Genomic DNA, 24,851 nt, shown 5'->3' with positions numbered 1-24,851 from the left:
CCCGAGCGGCTTCGTCGTCCAGCGGGAGGCGCCAACGAGCTTCCCATGAAGGTCAGCGGAACCACAATCCTGACGCGGAAAACCTTGGTGAGCCGGAGATTCGGCTCGGAAGCGTGGCGCGGCCTCTTTCGTGACATGGCGCTGAGCCATCCGTGGTTCAGGCAGCCGATCACGGCGACCAGCCTGGTTCCGCTGCCCGAGTTCCTCACGTTCCACGACGAGCTCGTTCGGAGATTCTATCCGGACCGCAAGGACGCCCTCTTCGAGCTCGGCGCCGAGTCGGCGCGCTGGGCGCTCGTCGATGGCCCGCTGAAGCGCTTCGTCCGAGATCCGGAGATGTCCTCGCTGGTCACGGCCATTCCGACCCTCTGGCATCGTTATTTTTCCGAGACCGACAGCCGCTCCGAAGCGGCGCTGCGGGACGCCGGCGTCGAATTTCGCGTTCGCGACCTCCCGGCCTGGCACCCGTATTTCGAGCATTTCGTGATCGGGTACACGAAGGAGATGCTGGAGCTCTATTGCGCCAACCCGATCTGGACCCATCGCCTCGCCGGGGGACGCGGGACGACGTACAACTATCTGCTCGCGACCGATCCCGTTCCGAGCGCTCCTCCGAGCGGCGAGTGCGCTCGGCCCGCCCGGTCACGAAGGGCGCTCACGGAGCGCGAGCTGGAGGTGCTGCGGCTCGTCGGGGTCGGCAAGACCAACCGCGAGATCGCCGTCGTCCTTCACATCTCCCAGAAGACCGTGCAGCATCACATCGCCCACGCCTACGACAAGCTCGGCATCTACAGCCGCGCCGGCGCGACGCTGTGGCTGGGCGAGCGGGGGCTCCTGGGCTGAGGGGCGACGCGAGCGCGCGCCGCTGGCCGGCCCGCAGAGCGACGAGCGCTCGCCGGGAGACCGCGAGCCTCACGGTCGCCTGGCATACGGCGGCGCGACGGTCACATCGGCGATGGACGCGCTCTCCGTCAGCACTGGATTGGCTCGTGGCTCACCTCGCCGTCGGTGATCGTGAGAGGGCCGCGCAGGCCACGCTGCGAGGGCAGGTTGCGCAAGCCGTCGCTCATGTTGCGCAGCTTTCGCCCGATCCGGGCGGCCCCTGACGCCGCAGCCGGACGTGCACGCGGTGGAAACCGCGCCGCCCGACGTGTGGCCTGACTCCTGCCAAGGAGACTGTCCAAGGAGGCTGTGCCCCCGCAGCGATGCGACCGTCGGATCGATGTCTCATCGCACGTAGGTCGCGTCGAGTTGCCTCTCATGCTCGCCGACCGATCGGCAGGGGGGATGACAGGGATCACGCGCCGCGCTCGCGCCCGGCGCAAGGCGCCCTTTCTCTCCAGAGGAGGGGCTCGCGCACGAACATCGCTTTGCCGGGAGCGGCGAGGCGACATTGGAGGAAACATCATGAACGTTCAGGCTTGGTTCAAGGGCAGTCGTATTGCATCCGTCGCCTGGCTCGCGCTCGCCATGGCCCCGCTCGCCGCGGGCTGTCAGGTGGAGGTGGCCGACGATGCGCCCGAATCGATCGTCTCCGAGTCCAGTGAGGTGAGGGGAGGCGGCGGGGCACAGGGCGGCGTCTGCGGCGGCCTCGCCGGGATCGCGTGCGAGCGCGGCTTCTTCTGTGACTACGACATCAAGGCGCAGTGCGGCGCGGGCGATCAGACGGGCGTCTGCGCGCCCATCCCGAAGGCGTGCACCCAGCAGTACAATCCCGTTTGCGGCTGCGACGGCAAGACGTACAGCAATGCATGCTTCGCGAACGCGGCAGGCGTCTCGGTCGCGTCGCCCGGCAAGTGCGGCGCGCTCCCGTGAGCGCGCGCCGCGGGGGGCCTGATGTGCCTCGTCCCCCCGCGGTGTCGACTCGATAGCTCTCGCCGTCCTCCCGCGTCGATGTCGACCTACCTTGCTCTCCTCGGGGAGCGGAGGGGCCCGCACGATCGCCGCGGGAGGGCGCGCGGCGCGCCTGCGCCGCCCTCCTTCCATGTGGAAATCTCCACTGCATCATCAATGGAAAAATTTGTTGCAATTGATATGAAAAATTGCACCGCACCCCAGCCCTGCACTCCGGGCCGATCTGGCTGATCACGGCATGCCGCACGCTTCTGGCGTGAGGTTTCGTCACGCAATCGATGCATGATTGACATAAGATTGCGCCGAAACGCGAGCTGAGGAGCGATCGATGACCTTAAAAATTCTTCGTTGCCTGTTGCCTTTCGCCGCGCTGGCGGCCGCGCCTCTCGTGGGCTGCGGCTCGTCCGACGACCCCGGCGCGACCGGGACGGGCGCCGGCGCGAGCAGCAGCACCGGAGGGCAGGGCGCGGGCGGCGACGGCGCAGGCGGCGACGGCGCAGGCGGCGAGGCGGGCGGCGTCTCCACGGAGCCGCCGGATTACGCCGCCGCGTTCCCGCAGGACCGGGTTCCCCGTATCGACATCACCATCACGCCCGAGCAGTGGCAGCAGATGGTCGACGACATGACGGACATGGCCGGCGAGTTCGGCTCGCAGGGCGGTCCATTCGCGCCGCCTCCGGAGTGGGTCACGGCCTGCGATGGACTCGTGGCCGGCGACGCCTGCACGATCTCGCTCTTCGGATCCGACACGGCGGGGACGTGCACGGAGCTCCCCGGCGGCCTGACCTGCCAGCCGAACCCGCAGGACCCCGACGAATTCACGCCGCCGCAGGACTGGATCGACGCCTGCGAGGGGCTCGCGGCGGACGCCGGCTGCACGATCGACATCTTCGGGACCGAGACCGAGGGGACGTGCACCGACGTCGAGGGCGAGCTGGCCTGCATGCCGGCCGGCCCTGGGCTGGGCGGCGATCCGGGGCTCGACAGCAGCGTCGAGCTGCTCCCGCGCACGCCTGTCTACGTCGAGTGCGACGTCGCCACCGAGGATCGGCAGTGGAAGCACGTCGGCATCCGCTTCAAGGGCAACTCGAGCCTGCTCCTGCCCTGGAACGCGGGCAACTGGAAGCTGCCGCTGCGGCTCAACTTCGACCGATTCGAGGATGCGTATCCCGAGACCAAGAATCAGCGCTTCTACGGGTTCGACTCGATGTCGTTCGCGAGCGGGTACCTGGATCCCTCGCTCCTGCGCGAGAAGATCGGCACCGACATCTTCGCCAAGGCGGGTATCCCTGCGCCCGCGACCGCGTTCTACCGGGTCTTCATCGATCACGGGGAAGGGCCCGTCTATTTCGGGCTGTACACCGGCATCGAGCTCCCGTCGGACGAGTCGTTCCTCGACACCCATTTCGGCGGCCACAAGGGCAACCTCTACAAGCCCGACGGCACCGGCGCGCGGTGGGAGACGTGGGACCCCGACACCATCGTCAAGGAGAACAACGAGGACGACACCGATCTCTCGGACGCGCGGGCGCTGTTCGACGCGCTGCACGCCGACCGGACCGACGCCGCCGCCTGGCGCGCGGGGCTCGAGGCGCGCCTCGACGTCGACGGTTTCCTGCACTGGTTCGCGCTGAACGCGGTGGTCGAGGACTGGGACGTGTACGGCCGCCTGCCGCACAACTACTATCTCTACGCGGACCCGAACAAGGGCGGGCAGTTCACGTGGATCCCCTGGGATCACACCTTCGCGTTCTCGGACGCCGACGCGGGCGTGACCATCGGGCTGACGGCGCTGCCCCTCTCGATGGCCGACGTGACCGAGCAATGGCCGCTCGTCCGCTACCTGCTCGACGATCCGGTCTATCTGGAGGTCTACCGCGGCTACGTGGCGCAGGCCGCCACCGAGGAGTACGAGGCGGCCGCTTCAGAGGCGTGGTTCAAGGCGGCGCACGACCTGATCGCGCCGTACGTCGTCGGGCCGGAGGGCGAGATCGAGGGGCACACGCACCTCATGACGCCCGAGGACTTCGACAACGGACTCGCCACGCTGATCGCCCACGCCAAGGGACGGACAGCGGAGGTGGCCCTCTACCTCGAGCAGTGAGGGTCGAGCCGCCACCTCGCAGTTCCTGGCGCGTTGTGGGATCGGGGCTCGGCGTCCTCGTCGCCCTCGCGCCGGGGTCGGCGACCATCCAAGGCGTGCGGCCTTCGCCATGAGGAGCAGCGCTGCCACGACCGCTGAAGACAGGCGAGTTCGTGGCATGAAGCGGTGACACCGGCGTCGCAGCGCGGTGCCCTGCGTCGTTCCCGTCCCAGATCAGGTGTCCGGGTGACGATGACGGCCCGATCGACGCTGGCGTGCACGAGCAAAACATTGGCTTGCGGGAGGAAGCGCGCCAGCGCGGATCTCCGCATCTTCTCCCCATCTCCGGGGCAGGACGCCCCGCGATGCCATCGAGAGAGGAATCCCCCATGTCGAAGCTCATCCGCGCCGCCGCCGTCGCCTCGTTCACCGCCCTCGCCGCCTGCGCCTCGGAGGCCGCGGGCCCGAGCGTGCCCGCAGAGGGCCCCGCCGGCGCGCCGGCCGCGAAGCTCGCCGCGTTCACGTCGGACGCCGCCGGCTTTGATACGCGCTCGTATTACTACGACACCGGGCGCGAGGTCGTCGTGTTCGATGCCCAGTTCACGGGAGCGTACGCCAGGAGCGCCATCGCGCAGATCCGCAGCGAGACGCAGAGCCCGATCACGTACGTCGTGGTGACGCACCCGAATCCGGACAAGTTCAACGGCGCGTCCGAGTTCCAGAAGATCGGCGCGAAGGTCGTCGCGAGCCGCGCCACCGCGGGCGCGATCGACGAGGTCCACGCCTACAAGAAGGCGTACATGATCGGCGCGGGCATGTTCACCGAGGAGACGTACCCACCGAAGGCCGTCGTCGACGTGACGTTCGAGGGGGCGTACTCGCTCCCGCTGCAGGCCGGCGCGGTCGAGCTGCGCGAGCTCGAGCACGCCGGCGTCTCGACGACGCAGACCGTCGCGATCGTCCCCTCGGCGAGGGCGCTCGTCGTCGGCGATCTCGTTCACCACAAGGCGCACGCGTGGCTCGAGGGCGGCATCCGCAACGGCAAGCCGTCGCCGGACCTCGCCTCGTGGCGCGCGGCGCTCGACGAGCTGCTGGAGTTCGACGGGCTCACCGTTTACGGCGGCCGGGGGCAGAGCGCCCCGGTGCGCGCCGCGGTGGACGAGCAGAAGGCGTACCTCACCGCGATGGAGTCGATCATCGAGCGCTACGTCGCCTCGCTCGGCGAGAAGAAGAGCGAGCTCTCGGGGGCGGAGGCGCCGAGCCACCACAAGAAGATTGCGGCCCTCGCGAGCGCCGAGTTCCCTGACTACGATCTCGCCTACATGATCGAGTACGGCGTCTACGGGCTCGCGAACGCGATCGCGAGCAAGTGAAGGCCTCGGCGCGGCCGCCTGGGCGCGCTGTTCGCCCGGGCGCGCCGCGCCGGTTCACCCCGTGCTCGCCTCGTTCGCCTGCGCGCGGGCCCGGTAATCCTTCGGCCGCTCGCCCGTGAAGGCGGCGAACGCGCGGGTGAACGCCCCCAGGCTGTCGAACCCGACAGCGACCGCGGCGTCGGTGACGCGGGCGCCGCCTCCGGCCAGCAGCTCCATCGCGCGCAGCATCCGGGCGGTGCTCAGGTACTCGGTCCACGTCGTCCGCGCCTCCTCGACGAACCGCCGCGACAGCGTGCGCGTCGAGGTGCGCGCCGCACGCGCGGCGTCGTCGAGGGTCGGGCTCTCGCCGAGGTGGTCGCGCGCGAACCGCATCGCGCGAGCGAGCTCGGGCGAGCGCGCGACAGGCAGCTTGAAGGGGAGCGGCGTGGCGACCCACTCCCGGCACAGCGCCCCGAGCGTCTTGAAGAAGAGCGACGCGGTCGCGTCGCGCCCGCCGTGCTCTGGTCCCCAGCGCATCGCGTGGAGGACCATCTCTCGCGCGAGCGGCGTCACCGCGAAGACGCGGCAGTCGACGCGCTCCTCGCCTTGCGGGTCACCGGAAGGCAGCGGCACCTGGGTGAGCCGCGGCGACAGGTACACCGTCCGCAGCGCGACGGGCCCCGCGGCGTGCGCGCGGTGCATGACGTGGGCCGCGATGAACGCCGCGCGCTGCGGCGGCAGGATCCAGTGGGCGCTGCCGACCTCGAGGTGCAGGACGCCCGCGCTCGCGTAGAGCAGCTGGTGCTTGCGGTGTGCGTGCACGTCGCCGCTGAACGGCAGCACATCGTCGGCGAGGCCGAACGCGGGCAGGTCGACCGCATCGACGTCGACCGGCGCGCGCGGCGCGGAGCTCGCGGCCCCTGGCGCGGGCGAGCCGGCGAGGAGCGGGGTGGATGCCTTCGAGACGCTCCCGGCCGGAGGGGGCGTCGTGCTCACCCTGCGCGCGGGCTGCCCCTGGGCACGGCGGGTTGCACTTCTCGATCCCATGCTCGTCGAGAGGATAGGGCGAAATTCGCCGCGAGGACGCTCGGCGAGGCGGTCGCCCCGCAGCGCGGGATGCTTCGGCGGGCAGGCGCTGCGCCGGGAGGGCCAGGCGGGGGTGTACATCCTGAGGTTCCCGCCCCACGCGCTTCGAAGGTAGGATGGCGGAATGACGCGTGTGATCGTCGCCGGCGCCGTGGCGTGGACCGACGTGGGCGCGATCCGGCGCGAGCTGGCGAAGCTTCCGGTGGGGGCGACCGTGATCCACGGCGACTCGCCGGGCGCGGACGCCCTCGCCGGGCGCGTCGCAGCCGAGCTAGGGCTCGCCGTGGAGCCTATGGCGAAGAACGAGGCAGACTATGACGAGAAGTCATCCAGACGTGTGAAGGGCAGGGTATTTCATGTTTCCCGCCTCACGCGATGATGCCAGGTCGCTGCTCGCTACCCTGGGCGCTCCGCCTCACTTGCTGCGACACGTCGAGCTCGTCGGGGAAGCAGCCGATCTGCTCATCCTCCTCTTCCGCGAGCACGGCATTCCGATTGACGAGGACTTTGTCCGGGTTGGCGTGGTGCTCCATGACGCCGGCAAGATCGAGCACCCTCGAGAGCTCACGGGGCCAGGCAGCGAGCACGAACCCGCAGGCGAGCGGATGCTCCTCGCGGCCTCGGTCACGCCGGCGCTCGCGAGAGTGTGCTTGTCGCACGCGCGTTGGCAGCAGATGGCGTCTACGCTGGAGGAGCTCATCATCGCCCTGGCCGACAAGCTCTGGAAGGGAGTGCGCACGCCGGACCTGGAGGAACGAGCGCTCCTGGAAGCCGCGGCGCGCGGCGGCCGTGATCGCTGGAGCCTGTTCATCCACTTCGACTCTTGCTTCGAGAGGATCGCTGAACGAGGGCACGTGCGACTGGAACGTAGCCGACACACGCGCTAACTCCCGGATGGATTCGCCGTGCGCTGTCGCTCCGGTTTGGGCATGATCGCCATGCCCACGATATCGAGCGCGAGCTCGATCCCTGCAGCCAGCTCTCCGACCGTGTGCATTCCCGACATGTCCGCGTCGATCTCGACCAGGGTCTTCGCCAGGCCGGCGCGGACCCCTGTGAGCACCACGCTCGCCCCGAGCAGCCGCACGGCGGCCGTGGTCTTCACCAGGTGTCGAGCGATCTGCGCGTCCACCGTGGAGATGCCGGCGATGTCGAGGAGGAGGACCCGCGCTCGCTCCTCGCTCACGCGCCGGAGCACGGTCTCGATGATCTGCTGCGAGCGCTGATCGTCGACGGCGCCGATCAGGGGCAAGAGCAGCACGGCATCGTGGACGCGGATGATCGGCGTGGACATCGCGCGGATCGACGCTTCATGGCGCCTCAACATCTCGAACGTCGTGGAGAAGTACGAGTCGAGCGCCAGGGAGACGTCGAAATAGACCAGCTTCTGGACGCTCGTGAAGGCGCGCACGACCTCGGCGGGATCTCCGATGTCCTCGGAGAACGCCTCGAGCAAGAGGTGCAGGTACCGGCGATACGCGCCGAGGTACCACGTGGGCTCGACGCCGATGCGCGCGTGCGCCGCGCCGACGTGCAGCCGGTGCTCGACATAGGCCCGGTCCAGCTTGCCGGTGAAGAGCCCCAGGAAATACTCGTGTTGCATGCGCTTCGCGCGGCGCAGGGAGTCGCCGTCGCGGAAGAGCTCGCGCGTCGGCCCGAAGGCGAGCAGCAACTCGTAAAACGCGTCGACGATGCTCTCGGTGCGCTTCTCGGCGTGGGGCCGCAGCGCCGCCATGCGCGCGAGATCCTCGTCGGTGATCTGGAAGAGCGTGCGGCGATACTCGACTTCGCGCTCGAGCGGACGGGGCGATATGCTGTCTTGGGCCATGATGGGTCGTTGAATCGGCGACAGAGCGATAGCACGCTGCGGGCCAAGGTAGATATGTCTCCGTCGTATTCGTTCTCGGCGAGTGGTGGAGGCAGCGGTGTTCCCCTCCTCACGTGCAAGATCTGCGACGCCGCGCAAGGCGTGCGTGGATCCATGTCGCGATCGGCGGGACGACGCGGAGCGCGCCGCTGTCCGTGCACAGCCAGCGGGTCCGGTGCGTCGGAGACGCGCGCGGGTCAACGCGCAGCCATGCCGGGAAAACCCGCCGAATGCACGGTCCGGGTCCCCTCGATCCCCTTCAGATCGACGTGCGAGGCGCGCGGCGGCGTCCAGCCCTCGGCGGTGAGCAGGCCGACGAGCCCGGCGTCGGCGGCGAGCGGCGCAGAGACGGTGAGCTCCCCGCCTGCAGAGACGCCGAGAAGGCGCGCCGCCGTGTTCACGGTGCGGCCGAAGTAGTCGAGGCGCTGGTTCAGGTTGACGAGCAACGCCGGGCCGCGGTTCATGCCCGCCCGGAGCACGAGGCGCTCGCCCTCGGGCCGGCTGGCGTTGTGGCCGAGCATGCCGCGCATGGCTGCGCTCAGCGCCGTCACCGCGGACCGCTCGTCCAGGAAAGTGGCCATGACCGCGTCGCCGATGGTCTTGACCACCGCGCCGCCCTGAGCTTCGACGGCGCCAATCACGATGTCGAAGTGATCGCGCACCAGGTTGTACGCGGGGGCGTCGCCGATCCGCTCGTACAGCCGCGTGGAGCCGCACAGATCGGTGAAGACGACGAGGACCGAGCGGACCGTCAGCCGCTCCCGCGCCGACAGCACCATGCCGCCGAAGTAGCGCCGGTACTCCGGCACGTGGAGCAGCTCGAGCCCGCTGAGCCGCCGCGGCAGGCTGGCCGGATCGAGCTCGTCCTTCAGGACGTCGTGATGAACGATGAAGCCGCACTGCGGCCAGCCGACGTTGGTGAGCGCGATCTTGAGCGGGCCGGGCCGCACCGCGAGCTCCGTCACGTCATAGTGGGGCCCCGCGAGCTGCGAGATCGCGACGGCTTGCACCTCGTCCGTGGGCTCACCCTCGACGCGAAGGATGCCCTTGGCGCGGGTCAAGGGGCAGAAGTAGCGGTAGCGGCCCGGGGTGAGCACCTCGGTCGCCGCTGCGGTCTCGCCGAGCGCGGCGGTCATGCCATAGCGGGGATCGAGCGCCGACGGCGGCGGGCAGACGGGGGGGAAGCCGAGGTCCTCGATGGACCGGCCGAGCGAGAACGTCACCTCGACGCGCGCCGACATGTCGACGTCGAAGGAGTACTCGCACATCGGGCAGAACGAGACGGCGGCCGCCGTGGCGAGGTCGTCGATCGCCTGGGCCAGCATGTTGCAATGGCTGCAGTGGACGTCCCAGTGCATGTCGAAGAGGCCAGTCTGGGTGCCGTGCAGCAGGACGCGGATGACCGCGTGCGCGTCCAGCGCGGTGTCCGCCGCGACCACGTGGGGGTTGATACGGTAGCGACGGACGAGCGGCGCGTCGTGGAGCCATCGCTCGACCGCATCGATCTCGCCTGCGTTCACGGGGTGCTGCTGCCTGAGCCGCTCGAACAGGCTCTTCAGACGGTGGGTGTCCATGGCTGCTCCCCCAGCATGCGCATGTCTCGCAGGCGGCGGGAAGCGCCACGTGCGTGCCCGGACGCGCCGCCCCCCACGTCCCCACGGGCGCTCCCTGTCGGTCCGGGGTCAAAGGCAGGCTGTGGTGGCTGCCAGCCCGTCCCCCGCCGAGCGGTGGTGTCCGCGGCTGGCGTTCAGCATCGGACCCAGCGGCATATCCTCCTCGCGCGTTGAGAGCGCTGGCGTCGCCCCCGGTCCTCGCGACGTCACCGGCTGTCTGGCCGCGCGTCGCTCATCGCTCGAGGGACAGGCGGGCGAGCTGCCGAGTCGCCGAGCCTGGGCCCTCTCAGGGACAGGAATTGTTGCAAGAGTAGAATGTGGTGCTGCACGGGCCACCCCATCCGCTCGGGAGGCCGGGACAGGTGTGGTACCAGTAAGAGTACTTCGCGCAGCGGCCCGGGCCGGTCACATCGCAGTAGCGATACTGGCACACCGAGCAATCCGACGCCGCCCCTTCCGCCTCGCCGACCTGCTCCTCCTCCGGAACGGCCTCCAGCTCTCCGTTCCGCGCTGTCGTCTCATCGGGCTCGGCGGCTGCGACGCACCCGAGACCCCAGGACGCGAACAGACCAACCGTGATCGCGGCGAAACCAAGATACCGATGGATGCAAGAAGACATGATTCCTCCTGAGCTCAACCGCGCTATTGCGGCGGCCGGATGCTACACCAGCGCGGGCGCGGGGCGCGAGGGGTCCTGTGCAGGTCACCTGTTCGGCGAGCGTTCTTGCGGCGCGCGACACAGGGGGGCCTCCGCGCCACGGGACCTCTGCTCCCTCCGGAGGCACATGCAGGACATCGGCAGGGGGATCGCGGCGGGCCAGCCGGCGCGACGACCTAAGCGCTTGTGATCGGCGGCGCTGCTCGCCGACGCTCATCCAGGTGGAGCCAGGACGTGAGGTGCGGGCATGGATGTGATCTCGGATTGTGCCCTCCTTGTGTCGAAGATCGGGTGGCAGCCGCGGCATCGCAGATTTGCGCTCACCGTGGTGGGCAAGGCGACGTTCGAGCTGCGGCCCGAGTAGTCGCCGCTCGCCGCCACGCAGGAGCCCGTGGTCGAGGCAGACGTGTACACGGGCGAGGGCGGTGCCCTCGCGCTCGCGTCGGAGATTGTGTCATTCAAGCAGCGGCCCGAGGTGCTCGTCTCCGGACATGCGTATGCGCCGGAGGGGCGGCCCGTACCGTCGCTCGTCGCGCGGCTCGCGGTCGGGGGGCGTGAAGAGCTTGTGTCCAGGCGGCGATGGGCCGCGCAGCACGCGCGTCCACGCGTAGCTGGCCTCCTCGAAGAAGTAGGGTTCCCCGGAGATGTCGGCGTAGTGCGCGTGAACCGCTTCGGCGGCGATTCCAGCTTCCTCGAGCAGGACGCCTCGCGGGCGCGCCTACAGCGTCAGCTCCGCCCTCGCGGTCGAGTCCCCGATCTCGCGGGTCACCTGGAAGCCGAGCTTCTGCGCCACGCGCTGCATCTCCACGTTCTCGGCCAGGATGTCGGCGCTGATGCGGGAGAGCCCCTCGTCGCGGCCGATCTGGACGAGGAGGCCGAGCAGCCGTGAACCGAGCCCCTGCCTCTGGTGCTCATCGCTGATCAGCAGGGCGAACTCCGCGTCGCGCGTGCCTGGCAGCTTGCTCAGCCGGCCGACGCCGATGATCTGCCGCTGCGCGCCGCCCGCGGGCGGCTTCTCGACGACGAGCGCCATCTCGCGGTCGTAGTCCGCGAAGCAGACGCGCGTCAGCCGCTCGTGCGCGGTGCGCAGGTCGAGCTGCATCGGGTAGAAATAGCGGAGCCGCACGGTCCGCTCGGACAGCTTCTTGTGGAACTCGACCATCTGCGGCTCGTCCTCGGGGCGGATGGGCCGGATCGTGAACGCCTGCCCGTCCTTGCTCCTGAGCTCGGTCACATACTGCGTGGGATACTCGCGGATCGCCGACCTGGGGAGCGCGGACTCCGGCGTGCCCGGCGGGTGCAGGACGACGCGGGCGTCGAGGGCGATGGCGCCCTCCGAGTTCACGGAGAGCGGGTTGATGTCGATCTCGCTTATCCATCGCTGCTCGATCACGAGCTGCGAGAACCTCACGAGCAGGTGCTCGAGCGCCGTGAGGTCCACCGGCTTGCGGCCGCGCACGCCCTTCAGCGCGCGGTAGATCCTTGTCTGCTCCATCATGCGCCGGGCCAGCGTCGCGTTGAGCGGCGGCAGGCCGAGGGAGCGGTCCTTGAAGATCTCGACGAGCTGCCCGCCGGCCCCGAACAGGAGCACCGGGCCGAACTGCGGATCGATCGAGCTGCCGAGGATGATCTCGTAGGCGTCCTTCAGCGAGATCATCGGCTGGACCGTCACGCCCTGGAAGTGCTCCGCGCCGGCCCGCCGCGAGACGCTCTCGTGGATCTCCTCGAACGCCCTGCGCACGGCGTCGTCGTCGCGCAGATCGAGCTTCACGCCGCCCACGTCCGTCTTGTGGGTGATCGTCGCGCTGTACAGCTTGAGGACGGCCGGATACCCCATCTCCCTGGCCGTGGCGACGGCCTCGTCCGCGCTCCTCGCGACGGCCGTCGGCACCGTCGGGAGGCCGTATGCCGCCATGAGCTGCTTCGACTCCACCTCATCCAGGAGCGTCCGGCCCGACGCGCGGACGCCGGCGATGAGCTCCCTGGCCCCCTCGCGATCGACGTTCAGCGCCCGCTCGTCCGTGCTCGGGGTCTCGTACAGCGCCCGGAGGGCGTACGCGTAGCGGAACATGGAGCAGAACGCGCGAGCGGCGGTGTCGGGGTACTCGAACGTCGGGACCCCGGCGCGGTTCAAGATCGCTTTGCCCGCCTCCACCTCCACGCCGCCCATCCAGCTGGCGAGGACCGGCTTGCCCTCGACGTGCGCGTGCTTGCGCAGCGCCTCGGCGGTCTGGGTCGGCTCGGTCATGTCCTGCGGCGTGAGGATGACGAGCACGCCGTCGTTGTTCGGGCCCTTGGCGCAGATCTCCAGGGCCTTCGCGTAGCGGTCGGCGCCAGCGTCGCCGAGCACGTCGACCGGGTTGTTGCGGCTCCACGCGGCGGGGAGGAAGCTGCTCAGCTCGCCCAGGATCTCCGGCGAGAGCGGCGCCAGCTCGCCGCCGTTCGCGACGAGCGCGTCCGTCGCCAGCACGCCCGGGCCGCCGGCGTTGGTGACGATGCACAGCCGGTTGCCGCGCGGCCGGGGCTGCTTGGCCAGCGTCTCGGCCATGGAGAACAGGTCCGCGATGTCGTTCACGCGCAGCACGCCCACGCGCCGGAACGCCGCGTCGAGCACCTCGTCCGAGCCGGTGAGCGAGCCGGTGTGCGAGGCGGCCGCCTTCGCCGCCGCCTCGCTGCGGCCTGGCTTGATCACGATGATCGGCTTGGTGAGCGCCACCTCCCGGGCGGCCGACAGGAACGCTCGCGCGTCGCGCGGGTCGCCGATCGACTCCATGTAGATGAGGATGCTGCTCGTCTTGGGGTCGTTGCCGAGGTGGTCGATCAGGTCGCCCCAGCCGACGTCGAGCATCGAGCCGACGCTGACGAACGCGCTGAAGCCGACCTGTTCCTTGAGGCTCCAGTCGAGCACCGCCGTGCAGAGCGCGCCGGACTGGCTGATGAACGCGACCTTGCCCGGCCGCGCCTGCCCCTTCGCGAACGTCGCGTTGAGCCCGCCGATCGGGTTCATGACGCCAAGGCAGTTCGGGCCGATGATGCGCATCTTCCCGCGGGCGCGCTCCATGATCTGCTGCTCGAGCTGGATGCCCGGGGGCCCCATCTCCTTAAATCCGGCCGAGATGATGATCGCGCCGGGGACGCCGGCGTCCACGCACTCGCCGATGAGGCCCGGCACGCTCGCGGCGGGCGTGACGAGGACGGCGAGATCCACCTTCGCCGGCACGGCCGCGATGCTCGGATAGGCCTTGATGCCGAGGACGCTCTGCCGCTTCGGGTTCACCGGAAAGACGGTGCCGCCGAACGGGTTGCTGATCAGGTTCCAGAGGAGCGTGCGGCCGACGGCGCCGCTGTTCTCGGTCGCGCCGATGACCGCGACGTTCCGCGGCCTGAAGATGGGGTCGAGGCTCTGGGGCTCCTGACGGAGGACATCGTGGGCACGGTCGGTCATGGGTACGGAGTCAGCCATGAAGCTCCTCGAGGGGTGATGGGGCGAACGCCACAGGGACCATTGCGCGGAACGACGATGGCCGTCGTGCCACGCGGCCGGGCTGGGTGCATGGGGAGTCTCTGCGAACAGAGCAGGAGCACGTTCCGTGCCCTGTGCGAAGATTGCCAGGCTGCGCGGCGCCTTGATACCCTGCGCCGGCGCCATGATCCGCTCTCGACTTTTTCTCTTCGGGCTCCTCGGTCTGTGTGCCATCGCCTGCGAGGACGCTGGGACAGCGGACGACGCGAGCACCGCGGCGTCCAGCGGGGCCTCGACCGCCGGCGCTTCGACGAGCGGCGGATCGACCGGAGGCAGTTCGACCAGCAGCGCGGCATCGGGCGGCGGCGGGTCGACCAGCAGCGCGGCATCGGGTGGCGCGGGAGCGGGCGGCGCCGGCGCGGGAGCAGGCGGTGCCGGCGCGGCCGGCGGCGGCGAGGGCACCGGCGCGAGCCAAGGCGACGGCGGCGCGGGCCCGGTCGACCTCCCGGCCGGCGTGAGCGCGCTGTTTCCCTCGCCAGGCGCCCGGGGGCTGTGCCCGGATCCGCCGCTCCGCATCACGTTCCCCGGCGCTCCGAAGCTGGGCAGCGCGGGCGCCGTTCGCGTGTTCAACGCCGCCCGGCCAGGCGCGGCGGTCGCGACGGTCGACATGTCCTCGATGACCGTGAGCGCCACGATCGGCGGCCGGACGTTCAACGTACCCCGCCCGGTGTACGTGGACGGCAACGATGCCGTCGTGTCCTTGCCGGCGCGCGCGCTCGACTACGGCGAGACCTATTACGTCACGGTCGACCCCGGCGCCATCGTCCCTCCGGGGGGCGGCTCCTTCGCGATCGCGGACGCGACGGCGTGGCGCTTCGATACGGCGGACGCAGGCCCATCGAACGTCTCGTCGCTCGAGGTGGCGCTCGACGGCTCCGGCGACTTCTGCTCCGTGCAAGGCGCGCTCGACGCTATCCCGGCGAACAACCGGGACAGCGTGGTCATCACCGTTCAGCGCGGCGTCCACCACGGGGTCGTCTACTTCGAGAACAAACACAACATCACGCTGCGCGGGGCCGACCGCAAAGGCACGGTCCTGTCGGGCACGAACAACAACAACCTGAACCCGAGCACCAGGGGGCGCGCGCTCGTCGGCGCCGACAAGGTGAGCGGCCTCGTCATCGAGAACCTCACCATCCACAACCTCACGCCGCAGGGCGGCTCCCAGGCGGAGGCGCTGCGCATCCAGGACTGCGACAAGTGCGTCGTGCGCGACGCCGACATCCTGAGCCTCCAGGACACGCTTCTCTGGTCCGGGCGCATCTACGCGGACAACTGCACGATCGCCGGCAACGTCGACTTCGTGTGGGGCACGGGCGCGGCGTATTTCAACCGGTGCGAGATCAAGACCGTCGGTCGATCCGGCTACGTCGTGCAGGCGCGCAACGGCGACGCTGGCTACGGCTATGTCTTCGTCGACTCGCGCATCACCAGCGACGCGGGCATCACGGGGAGCACGCTGGCGAGGATCGACGTGAGCCAGTATCCGGCGAGCCACGTCGCATACGTCAACTGCACGCTCGGCAGCCACATCTCGCGGGCAGGATGGACGATCACGGGCGGATCGCCTCCGCGCTCCCTCCGCTTCTGGGAGTACCAGAGCCGGGACACGGACGGGCGCCTCATCGACACCAGCGGGCGTATCGCCGGATCGACCCAGATCTCCGCGGCGCAGGCGGCGATGATGCGCGATCCAGCGATCGTGCTCGGCGGATGGGCCCCTCCTCGCTGAGCCGGCCGCGCGGCCCCTCGAACCCCGAGATCTGCACGGGACGACCCGTGACGCTGGAAGGACCGAAACGATGAAGATGACCTTTCGCTGGTACGGCGAGAACGACCCCGTGAAGCTCGAGTACATCCGTCAGATCCCGGGCATCTACGGCATCGTCTCGGCTATTTACGATGTGCCGGTGGGCGAGGTGTGGCCGGTCGAGCGGCTGCAGGCGCTCAGGGCGCGCATCGAGGGCGCAGGCCTCCGGTTCGAGGTGGTGGAGAGCGTGCCGGTGCACGAGGACATCAAGCTCGGCAAGCCGACCCGCGAGCGGCTGATCGACAATTTCTGCCAGAACATCCGCAACTGCGCGGCCGCCGGCGTGAAGGTGATCTGCTACAACTTCATGCCGGTCTTCGACTGGACCCGCACCGAGATGGCCAGAGAGCTGCCCGACGGCTCGCTGACCCTGGCCTTCGACGCCTCGGCGGTGGCCGAGATCGACCCGGAACAAGGCATCTCGCTGCCCGGCTGGGACTCGAGCTACAAGCCGGCGCAGCTCCGCGCCGTCCTCGACGAGTACAAGAACGTCGGCGAAGAGGCCCTGTGGGCGCACCTCGAACACTTCCTCCGGCGCATCATCCCGGTCGCCGAGGAGGTCGGCGTCCGCATGGCCATGCACCCGGACGACCCGCCCCGGCCGATCTTCGGCCTGCCGCGCATCGTCAAGAACCGGGACGACCTGATGCGCCTCGTGAAGACCGTCGACTCTCCGGCCAACGGCATCACGCTCTGCTCAGGCTCGCTCGGGGCCGACCTGTGCAACAACATCGTATCGCTGGTGCGCGAGTTCGGCGGCATGGGCCGCATTCCCTTCGGTCACCTGCGCAACGTCGCGGTCCAGGAGGACGGCACCTTCTTCGAATCTGCCCACCTGTCCTGTGAAGGGTCGCTCGACATGGCCGCCATCGTGAAGGCGTACCATGACGTCGGCTTCGACGGCTATGTGCGCCCGGACCACGGCCGCATGATCTGGGGCGAGACCGGCAAGCCTGGATATGGGCTGTACGACCGCGCGCTGGGTCTCGTGTACCTCAATGGGCTGTGGGAGGCCACGTGCAAGCTCTCGCCCGGACCCGCCGCCAAGCCGTCCACCGCTGGATGAGCGGATGAGCGGGTAGGGGAGCAGGGCGCCGCGACATCAGCCGAACGCGCCCTCACGCGGGCTCCGGCGCTCCGTACCCGCCGCCCCCCGGCGTCTCGATCACGAACACATCGCCGCTCCCCATCTGGACCGATCCGATGTGCCCCAGCACCTCGACCGAGCCGTCCGCGCGCACCACCAGGTTGCGCCCGGGCGCGCCCGCGCGCCCGCCGGCCAGGCCGAACGCGGCCGTCGAGCGCCCGTTCGACAGGATCGACGCCGTCATCGGCTCCAGGAAGCGCACGGCGCGCGTGCCGCCGTTCCCGCCCGGAAAGCGCCCGGCCCCGCCGGAGCCCTCGCGGATCTCGTAGCGATCCAGCCGCACCGGGAAGCGGTGCTCCAGCACCTCCGGATCCGTCAGGCGCGAGTTCGTCATGTGCGTCTGCACGACGCTCGTCCCCGCGAAGCCGCGCTCGGCGCGCGTGCCACCGCCGCCGCTCCCGCCGATCTCGATGCCCGCCCCCGAGCCGCCCGAGATCGTCTCGTAGTACTGGAGCCGCTCGTTGCCGAACGTGAAGTTGTTCATCGTCGGCTGGCTGCTCGCGAGCACGCCGAGGGCCCCGTACAGCGCGTTCGTGACGCAGGTCGACACCTCGACGTTGCCGGCCACCACCGCGGCCGGCGGGCGCGGGCTCAGCATCGAGCCCTCGGGGATGACGACCTCGATCGGCTTCAGGCACCCCGCGTTGAGCGGGATGTCGTCGTCGACGAGCGTGCGGAAGACGTAGAGCACCGCGGCCATCGTCACAGCGCGGGGCGCGTTGAAGTTGTTCTCCATCTGCCCGGACGTGCCGGTGAAATCCACGACCGCCGCGCGGCGCTCCCGGTCGATCCGGAGGACCACCTCGATCGTCGCGCCGTTGTCGAGCGGCAGCGAGAAGCGCCCGTCGTGGAGGAGCGCCGGGTCGAGCCGCGCGATCGCGAGGCGCACGCTCTCCTCGGCGTTGTCCTGCACGTGCTTCATGTACGCCTGCACCGTCGGGAGGCCGAACTGCGCCACCATCGCGGCGAGCTCCTGCGCGCCCTTCTCGTTCGCCGCGATCTGCGCGCGCAGATCGGCCAGGTTCTGCTGCGGGTTGCGCGCGGGGTACGGCCCTCCGCCGAGCAGCGCCAGGATCTCCGCCTCGCGGAGCCGCCCGGCCTCGACCAGCTTCACGTTGTCGAGGAGCACGCCCTCCTCCTCGATCGTGCTGGAGAACGGCGGCATCGAGCCCGGCGTGACGCCGCCGATGTCCGCGTGATGGCCGCGCGACGCCACGTAGAACAGCACGCGCTCGCCCGTCTCGTCCCACACCGGCGTGACCACCGTCACGTCCGGCAGGTGGGTGCCGCCGCGGTACGGATCGTTGAGCGCGTAGACGTCCCCCGGCTTCATCCCCGGGTTCCGCGCGATCACGGTCTTGATCGACTCGCCCATCGAGCCGAGGTGCACCGGCATGTGCGGCGCGTTCGCGATCAGGCTGCCCTCCGCGTCGAACAGCGCGCACGAGAAGTCGAGCCGCTCCTTGATGTTGACCGAGTGGGCGGTGTTCTGGAGGCGCAGGCCCATCTGCTCGGCGATGTTCATGAACAGGTTGTTGAACACCTCGAGCATCACCGGGTCGACCTCGGTGCCCACCGCGCGCCGCTCGGGACGCGGCGCCACCCGGGTGAGCACCATGTGGCCGAGCGCGGTGATCTCCGCCCGCCAGCCCGGCTCCACCACGGTCGTCGCGTTGGCCTCGGCGACGATGGCCGGCCCGTCGATCACCGCGCCGCGCCCGAGCCGCTCGCGCCGGTACAGCGCCGCGTCGTGGAACGCCCCCTCGGCGTACATCCGCGCCCGGGCGTCGGCCTCGGGGCGGTGCGGGCGCGCCTCCGCGGGCCGCTCCTCGGCGGCCTCGCCCGGCCCGATCGCCTCGACGGAGACGCTCTCCAGGACGAGCGCCTTGTCCGGCATCAGGAACGCGAACCGCCTGCGGTAGGCCGCGTCGAAGGCGGCGCGGATCGCCTCCGCGCTGCCGTCGGGCACGACGATCGCGGTGTCGGTGCCCTCGTAGCGCACGTGGACGCGCCGGACGAGCCGCACCCGCTCCGGCGAGAACCCTTGCCCCACGAGCTCGGCCTCCGCGTCGCGGCCGATGCGCGCGAGCGCCTCGCGCGCCGCGGAGAGCCCCGCCTCGTCGAGGCGCCGCTCCACGGCCGCCTCGCGGATCGCGCTCTGGTCCGAGAGGCCCATGCCGTAGGCGGACAGGACCCCCGCGAGCGGGTGGACGAAGACGCGGCGCATGCCGAGCGCGTCGGCCACCGCGCACGCGTGCTGGCCGCCTGCGCCGCCGAAGCACTGCAGGGTGTACTGGGTGACGTCGTGCCCGCGCGCCACCGAGATCTTCTTCACCGCGTTGGCCATGTTCGCGACCGCGATCTGCAGGAAGCCCTCGGCCAGCTGCTCCGGCGTGATCGGGCGCGACGTGTCGCGCTGCACGTCGGCCGCCATGGCCCGGAAGCGCTGCTCGACGACCTCGCGGTCGAGCGGCGCGTCGGCGCCCGGGCCGAACACGTGCGGGAAGAACTCCGGCTGGATCTTGCCGAGCATCACGTTCGCGTCGGTGACGGCCAGCCGCCCGCCGCGGCGGTAGCACGCCGGCCCCGGGTTCGCGCCGGCCGACTCCGGCCCCACGCGCAGCCGCGCGCCGTCGAAGCCGAGGAGCGAGCCGCCCCCCGCGGCCACGGTGTGGATGCTCATCATCGGCGCGCGCATCCGGACGCCGGCCACCTGCGTCTCGAAGGCGCGCTCGAGCTCGCCGGCGTAGTGCGACACGTCGGTCGAGGTGCCGCCCATGTCGAAGCCGATCACCTTCTCGTGCCCGCCAGAGAGCGCGGTGCGCACCATGCCCACGATGCCGCCCGCCGGGCCGCTCAGGATCGCGTCCTTGCCCTGGAAGCGGCCGGCCAGCGTCAGACCGCCGCTCGACTGCATGAAGTAGAGCGGCACGCCGGGCATCTGGCTGGCCACCTGCTCGACGTAGCGCCGCAGGATGGGCGACAGGTATGCGTCGACCACCGTTGTGTCGCCGCGCGAGACGAGCTTCATCAGCGGGCTCACCTCGTGCGACGCGGAGACCTGGGTGAAGCCGACCTCGCGCGCGATCTCGGCCGCCCGCCGCTCGTGCGCGGCGAACCTGTAGCCGTGCAGGAAGACGATCGCGCAGGCGCGGATGCCGGCCTCGAACGCCTCCGAGAGCGGGCCGCGCAGCGCCTCGCCGTCGAGCGGCTCGATCACCTCGCCGCGCGCGCCGACGCGCTCGCGGGCCTCGATCACGCGCTCGTACAGCAGGTCGTGCAGCGCGATGTGGCGATCGAACAGGCGAGGGCGGTTCTGGTAGCCGATGCGCAGCGCGTCGCGGAAGCCGCGCGTCGTGACCAGCGCGGTGCGGTCCCCTTTGCGCTCGAGCAGCGCGTTCGTGGCGACCGTGGTGCCCATCTTCACGCACTCGACGTCGGCGGGAGAGATGACCTGACCGGGCGCGAGGCCGAGCAGGCGGCGGATCCCCTCGACCGCCGCGTCGGCGTACTGCTCGGGGTTCTCCGACAGGAGCTTGGCCGTGGTGAGCGAGCCGTCCGGCCGCCGGGCCACGACGTCCGTGAACGTGCCTCCGCGATCGATCCAGAACTGCCACTTGTGCGAGGTCGAGGTCATGGAACCCACGCGTTGCCGGACGCCTCCTCCGCCGCGCTCCCGCGCCGTTCTGCCAGCCGAAGGACGGCAAGACTAAGTTTTCATTGAACAATCTTCAACCGTCGGGGACCGTCGAGAGAGGGCGCCCGCCCACGCCGCTGGACGCTCGCAGCGTCCCGCCGCGCGCAAGGGGGGCGCCGCGCCATGACCCCGTGACCTCGCGCGGCGTGCCGCCTCGCCACGACCCCATGGCCGCGTGCGCCCGCCCGGGAACCGACGTTCAGCGCTGTACAACCGTTCGTGCGGCGTGATAAGCGCTCGATGAGCTCTCCAGGCGAGAGGATCTGCTCGAATGTCCAGCAAGCAACCACCTCCGCACGTCACCGCCGCCCACGCGGCGGGGCTGGCCGCGCTGCTCGGCGCGACGGGCGCTGCCGCGGAGAACGAGCGCGCGGGGAGGGCGGACCGGCACTTCGAGCGGGCACGGCGCGGGCGGTCGGCGCAGCCCGGGCCGCGCGCGAAGCCCGCCGCCGGCCCGAGCTCGCCGGGCGGCCCGTCGAACGCGGGCGGCGCCCGGGAGTACGTGCGCGCCGCGCCGACGCGCTCGCCGGTGCTGAACGCGTTCCTGAGCGAGCTCGGCACGGAAGGCGGAGCGCTCGTGCCGGCGAGCGTCCACGTCTTCGACGAGCACGCCCTCGCGCCGAGGCTCGTCGAGCTCGCACGCCAGCGTGTGGTCTCCATGCTGCTCGCCGTGGGCAGGACCGAGGTGGCCATGACCCTGGCGCAGATGCCGTCGATCACCAACGAGCGCGCCGCGCGGCTCTTCATGAGGCAGGCGGTCCACGTCGGCGGCGATCTCGGGGCGATCACGGGCGACTACGCGCGGCACTACCGGCGCTCGGGCGCGCCGGAGCGCGACGACCAGCGCGCGGGCTGCATCATGGCCGCGTTCGCAGGACGCCTGAGCGCCATGGCGGAGAAGCTCCTCGGCCCGCACGTGCGCGCCGAGCTGCGCGCCGCCCTGGAGGCGCTGACGTCGCAAGGCAGCCCTCCCGCGCGGCGGGCGCGCGCGAGCGATCTCCGCGCGCCGCAGGGCGCCGGGCGAGGCGCCCTCGCGACGGCGCCGCGCGACGCCGCGAGCTCGGCGACACGGCCGAGGCGCAAATAGGCCGCGAGCTCGGCGATCCGGTCGAGGCGCAAGGACGCGGCGCGCGGTCCGGGTCGGATCCTGTTGCGGTGGGCCCGTTCGTTTGCTTCGTTGGGCGCGAGGCGCCCCGGCTGCTCGACTCCTGAGCCCTGGGCGCGCGTTCCCAGCGAGAGGCCGAGGCTCATGAATTCGCTCGCAGAAGGCAGCGTCGTCGCCGGTAGATACCGCCTCGAGCGCACGCTCGCGCGGGGCGGGATGGGGTCCATCTGGGTGGCCCGGCACCTCCAGCTCGACGCCACGGTCGCGGTCAAGCTCATGGCGCCCGAGTACGCTGCCTCGTCCACCGCGCGGGCGCGCTTCGAGCGCGAGGCGAGGGCCGCGGCGCAGCTCAAGATACCGAACGTCGTCCACGTGCACGATTATGGGGTCGAGGGCGACACGCCTTTCCTCGTGATGGAGCTCCTCGACGGCGAGGATCTCGAGACGCGGCTCTCGCGGGAGGGGCGCCTCTCCATGGCGGCCACGCTCGGCATCGTCACGCAGGTGTGCAAGGCCCTGCGTCGCGCGCACGAGATGGGGATCGTCCACCGCGACCTCAAGCCGGCGAACCTCTTTCTCTCGCGGCAGGACGAGGACGAGCTCGTGAAGGTCCTCGACTTCGGGATCGCCAAGGCCCAGGGCACGCTGCTGGCTGGCAACGAGACGAAGACAGGCACGCTCGTCGGCTCGCCCTACTACATGAGCCCCGAGCAGGTGCGCCGCAGCAAGACCCTCGACTGGCGCAGCGATCTCTGGTCCGTCGGCGTGATCGCCTATCGCTGCCTCACCGGCGGTCTTCCATTCCCGGGCGAGGAGATCGGCGAGGTGTTCGTGGCGATCTGCACGGAGGACGCCCCCCTCGCATCCAGCGTCGTGCCGGAGCTCGGGCCCGATGTGGATGGGTTCTTTTCGCGGGCGCTCGCGCGCGACCCGGCGCATCGGTTTCAGGGCGCAAGCGAGCTCGCCGAGGCGTTCGGCGCGGCGGCCTCCGCGGCGCGGTCGGAGACCCGACGTCTCCAGCCGTCGGTTCCTGCGGAGGGCCCGTCTCCGCTGCTCGCCGTCCGTGGCGGCACGATGGCCGCGAGCCCAGATGCGATAGGGTCGCGTCCAGATGCGACAGGGTCGCGTCCAGATGCGACAGGGTCGCGTCCAGATGCGACAGGGTCGCGTCCAGATGCGATAGGGGCGCGTCCAGATGCGATAGGGTCGCGTCCAGATGCGACAGGGCCGCGTCCAGATGCGGCGAGCCCTGGAATGATGGGACCGAGCCCCGGCACGATGGGCGCCGTCTCCAGCGCGTCCGTGCCCACGCTGCCGAACGAAGCAGGGCCCCCCTTCCACGGCTCTCCACGCGGCGGCGCCCCGGAGGGCGCTGCGCCGGCGTTCCAGGGGGCCGTCAGCACGTTGACGTCGGCTGGAAATACCCTCGCCCCGACGAGAGCCGACAGCCGCCGCGCCTGGATCTCGCTGGCCCTGGGCGCGAGCGCGCTCGCCCTCGGGCTCGTCACCTATGCGGTCCTTCGCGCACCCGCGCCGGGCGGCGAACCGACGTCGCCGCCCGACCCGGCCGCCTCGCCTGCCTCCGCGTCCGCGCTGCCCGCCGCCGCGCCGTCAACCGCATCACCGGAGCCTGCGCCGCCGCCCTCCCACAGCGCGACGGCCGCGCCGGGCGCGCCTTCGGCCTCCGAGGCGCCGACCAGCGCGCCCGCGCCGCCGGCGCCGTCATCGTCCGCCAGGAAACGGGCGCCGTTGCCCCCGAGGCCCCGGATCCCTCGGGACGATCCCACCGACCACATGTGACCGGCCGCTGCGCGGCGAGGAGCCCGTGCGCTCGCGCCCGGCGCCGCGAGCGAGCTCACCCGCCCGGGTGGGTGTTCTTGTAGAGCCGCAGGCTGTTTCGGATCGCCATCGTCACCGTCATGGGGCCGACGCGGGGCACGAACACGCTCGCCTTGCTGTGGATATCGTCGCTGAAGTTCTTGAAGGTGGAGAAGTTGATGCAGAGGGCGCCCTCGCGGATCTCGGCGCCTTGCACGACCGGGAAGCTCCGTGAGGGCACGCCGGTCACCACGATGTCCGCCTGCCGCAGCGCGGTCGCCCGGTCCACCGTCGTCTCGCGCACCTCGTGCGAGTCGCCCGAGGCGCTGGGCACGAAGAGCAACGGACCGTCGATGTCGAACGAGGTCACGTGGGCTCCGTCGTGCGCCATCATGCTCGCGAGCGGCCTCCCGACGACCTCGCTCCGGTTGAAGATGCACACGCGCCGGCCCTCGAGCGGCCGCTCCCCCTCGCCGAAGAAGCCGGCCGCCTCGACCAGCTTGAGGATCGCCAGCGGCGTGCACGGCAGGATCGCCTTCCTGGTCTTCGCCTCGTCCAGGAAGCGCTGGTTCTGGTACAGGCAGCGCGCCCAGAACGTGTGGAGCCCCTCGATGTCCTTCGCGGGATCGACGCTGTCCCGCAAGTACACGTCCTGCTCCGTGCCGAAGATCGGGTAATACACCATCATCCCGTGCACGCGCGCGTCCTCGTTCGCCGCGCGGATGGCCTCCTCGGCGTCGAGCCGCGTCGCGTGGCGGATCTCGAAGCGGACCCCCACGTCCTCGCACGCCTTGCGCGTGTACTCCGCGTACGTGTACGACGGCCCGTGATCCGCCGCGAGCACACCGACCAGGACCAGCGGCTCGGGCAGCGCCGCGAGCTCCGCCCGGATCCCGCTGCGGAACGTCTCCGCCACCGCGGTCGGATCGAGGACGCTGGCCGTGCGAGCGCCCGGGCTCGGCGGAATGTGGTGAGGGTCCATCCTGGGGCGGAGACGAGCACGCGCGAGCATCGGTGTCAAGTTTCCGGCGGGGCGACACTCTCGACTCTGCCTGCGCTGCCAGCCCTGCCGACTCTTACGTTCCTTTTCGCTGGTTCCGTCGATTCCCCCGCTGGTTCCGTTGATTCCCGTCGATTCCCATCGATTCCCGCCGGCGCGATGCGCGATCGTTGACTCGGGCGCTTCGTGGGATGGAGTTCCCCGCAGGGCGGTATCGCGCCGCGCTGGACGCGCGACG

At 70.6% G+C, this 24,851-nt stretch carries 17 protein-coding genes and 1 pseudogene; 11 read left to right on the top strand and 7 right to left on the bottom strand.

The genetic code is table 11. The annotated features are described in order from the left end of the window. Window positions 1-87: 87 nt before the first annotated feature. From WMF29_RS22215 to WMF29_RS22200, 4 genes are all read left to right on the top strand, one after another. Entirely contained in the window at window positions 88-843 is a 756-nt protein-coding gene (locus WMF29_RS22215) for a response regulator transcription factor (RefSeq protein WP_437330750.1), read from the top strand. Between the two features lie 564 nt (window positions 844-1,407). Next, the gene (locus WMF29_RS22210) at window positions 1,408-1,815 is read left to right on the top strand and encodes a Kazal-type serine protease inhibitor family protein (protein WP_437330749.1); all 408 of its coding nucleotides are present in this window, start codon (window positions 1,408-1,410) and stop codon (window positions 1,813-1,815) included. A 367-nt stretch (window positions 1,816-2,182) separates the two neighbouring features. Continuing rightward, a complete protein-coding gene (locus tag WMF29_RS22205) occupies window positions 2,183-3,958 on the top strand; it encodes a CotH kinase family protein (RefSeq protein ID WP_437330748.1) in 1,776 nt (591 codons plus the stop codon). Window positions 3,959-4,326: 368 nt separating this feature from the next. Next, the gene (locus tag WMF29_RS22200; protein ID WP_437330747.1) at window positions 4,327-5,310 is read left to right on the top strand and encodes an MBL fold metallo-hydrolase; all 984 of its coding nucleotides are present in this window, start codon (window positions 4,327-4,329) and stop codon (window positions 5,308-5,310) included. A gap of 54 nt (window positions 5,311-5,364) precedes the next feature. Here WMF29_RS22200 and WMF29_RS22195 read toward each other — a convergent pair whose 3' ends face one another. Then, window positions 5,365-6,336, bottom strand: a complete 972-nt coding sequence (locus WMF29_RS22195; protein WP_437330746.1) for a helix-turn-helix domain-containing protein — start codon at window positions 6,334-6,336, stop codon at window positions 5,365-5,367. 163 nt (window positions 6,337-6,499) lie between these two features. Between WMF29_RS22195 and WMF29_RS22190 the strand changes: the two genes are divergently transcribed. Beyond that, entirely contained in the window at window positions 6,500-6,754 is a 255-nt protein-coding gene (locus tag WMF29_RS22190) for an SLOG family protein (protein WP_437330745.1), read from the top strand. After that, the gene (locus WMF29_RS22185) at window positions 6,732-7,262 is read left to right on the top strand and encodes an HD domain-containing protein (protein ID WP_437330744.1); all 531 of its coding nucleotides are present in this window, start codon (window positions 6,732-6,734) and stop codon (window positions 7,260-7,262) included. The genes WMF29_RS22190 and WMF29_RS22185 overlap by 23 nt, the downstream gene beginning before the upstream one ends. On the opposite strand, the gene WMF29_RS22180 is transcribed toward WMF29_RS22185, so the two are convergent. The 3 genes from WMF29_RS22180 to WMF29_RS22170 all read right to left on the bottom strand — a co-directional run bounded on the left by WMF29_RS22180 (window position 7,259) and on the right by WMF29_RS22170 (window position 10,474). Continuing rightward, a complete protein-coding gene (locus WMF29_RS22180; protein WP_437330743.1) occupies window positions 7,259-8,203 on the bottom strand; it encodes a protoglobin domain-containing protein in 945 nt (314 codons plus the stop codon). The two genes, WMF29_RS22185 and WMF29_RS22180, sit on opposite strands and share 4 nt — an antisense overlap. Window positions 8,204-8,439: 236 nt before the next feature. Next, complete coding sequence (locus WMF29_RS22175) at window positions 8,440-9,816, bottom strand: DUF5939 domain-containing protein (RefSeq protein WP_437330742.1); 1,377 nt, start codon at window positions 9,814-9,816, stop codon at window positions 8,440-8,442. Window positions 9,817-10,141: 325 nt separating this feature from the next. Next, window positions 10,142-10,474, bottom strand: coding sequence for a hypothetical protein (locus WMF29_RS22170; RefSeq protein WP_437330741.1), 333 nt, complete (start codon window positions 10,472-10,474; stop codon window positions 10,142-10,144). 421 nt (window positions 10,475-10,895) lie between these two features. On the opposite strand from WMF29_RS22170, the pseudogene WMF29_RS22165 reads away from it, so the two are divergent. Continuing rightward, window positions 10,896-11,099: pseudogene (locus WMF29_RS22165) on the top strand (DUF2169 domain-containing protein); the annotation flags it as partial. 132 nt (window positions 11,100-11,231) lie between these two features. Here the strand turns inward: WMF29_RS22165 and WMF29_RS22160 are convergent. Further along, complete coding sequence (locus WMF29_RS22160; protein WP_437330740.1) at window positions 11,232-13,976, bottom strand: bifunctional acetate--CoA ligase family protein/GNAT family N-acetyltransferase; 2,745 nt, start codon at window positions 13,974-13,976, stop codon at window positions 11,232-11,234. 184 nt (window positions 13,977-14,160) lie between these two features. Here WMF29_RS22160 and WMF29_RS22155 point away from each other — a divergent pair, with 184 nt between their 5' ends. Together WMF29_RS22155 and uxuA are read left to right on the top strand one after the other, a co-directional pair. Further along, a complete protein-coding gene (locus tag WMF29_RS22155; protein WP_437330739.1) occupies window positions 14,161-15,768 on the top strand; it encodes a pectinesterase family protein in 1,608 nt (535 codons plus the stop codon). A 70-nt stretch (window positions 15,769-15,838) separates the two neighbouring features. Then, a complete protein-coding gene (gene uxuA / locus WMF29_RS22150) occupies window positions 15,839-16,912 on the top strand; it encodes a mannonate dehydratase (RefSeq protein WP_437330738.1) in 1,074 nt (357 codons plus the stop codon). 52 nt (window positions 16,913-16,964) lie between these two features. Here uxuA and WMF29_RS22145 read toward each other — a convergent pair whose 3' ends face one another. Then, window positions 16,965-20,630, bottom strand: coding sequence for a hydantoinase B/oxoprolinase family protein (locus tag WMF29_RS22145; protein WP_437330737.1), 3,666 nt, complete (start codon window positions 20,628-20,630; stop codon window positions 16,965-16,967). Window positions 20,631-20,961: 331 nt separating this feature from the next. On the opposite strand from WMF29_RS22145, the gene WMF29_RS22140 reads away from it, so the two are divergent. Continuing rightward, window positions 20,962-21,777, top strand: a complete 816-nt coding sequence (locus WMF29_RS22140) for a hypothetical protein (RefSeq protein WP_437330736.1) — start codon at window positions 20,962-20,964, stop codon at window positions 21,775-21,777. 162 nt (window positions 21,778-21,939) lie between these two features. Then, complete coding sequence (locus WMF29_RS22135; RefSeq protein WP_437330735.1) at window positions 21,940-23,595, top strand: protein kinase domain-containing protein; 1,656 nt, start codon at window positions 21,940-21,942, stop codon at window positions 23,593-23,595. 55 nt (window positions 23,596-23,650) lie between these two features. On the opposite strand, the gene WMF29_RS22130 is transcribed toward WMF29_RS22135, so the two are convergent. Further along, window positions 23,651-24,595 carry a bifunctional methylenetetrahydrofolate dehydrogenase/methenyltetrahydrofolate cyclohydrolase gene (locus tag WMF29_RS22130; protein WP_437330734.1) on the bottom strand — a complete coding sequence of 315 codons (945 nt, stop codon included), beginning with the start codon at window positions 24,593-24,595 and terminating at the stop codon, window positions 23,651-23,653. Window positions 24,596-24,851: the final 256 nt, after the last annotated feature.

The sequence above is a fragment of the Sorangium sp. So ce381 genome (assembly GCF_051473845.1).
GTDB lineage: Bacteria > Myxococcota_A > Polyangia > Polyangiales > Polyangiaceae > Sorangium > Sorangium atrum.
The sequence above is the reverse complement of the archived record's forward strand: the minus strand, read 5'-3'. Positions and strand labels throughout refer to the sequence as shown.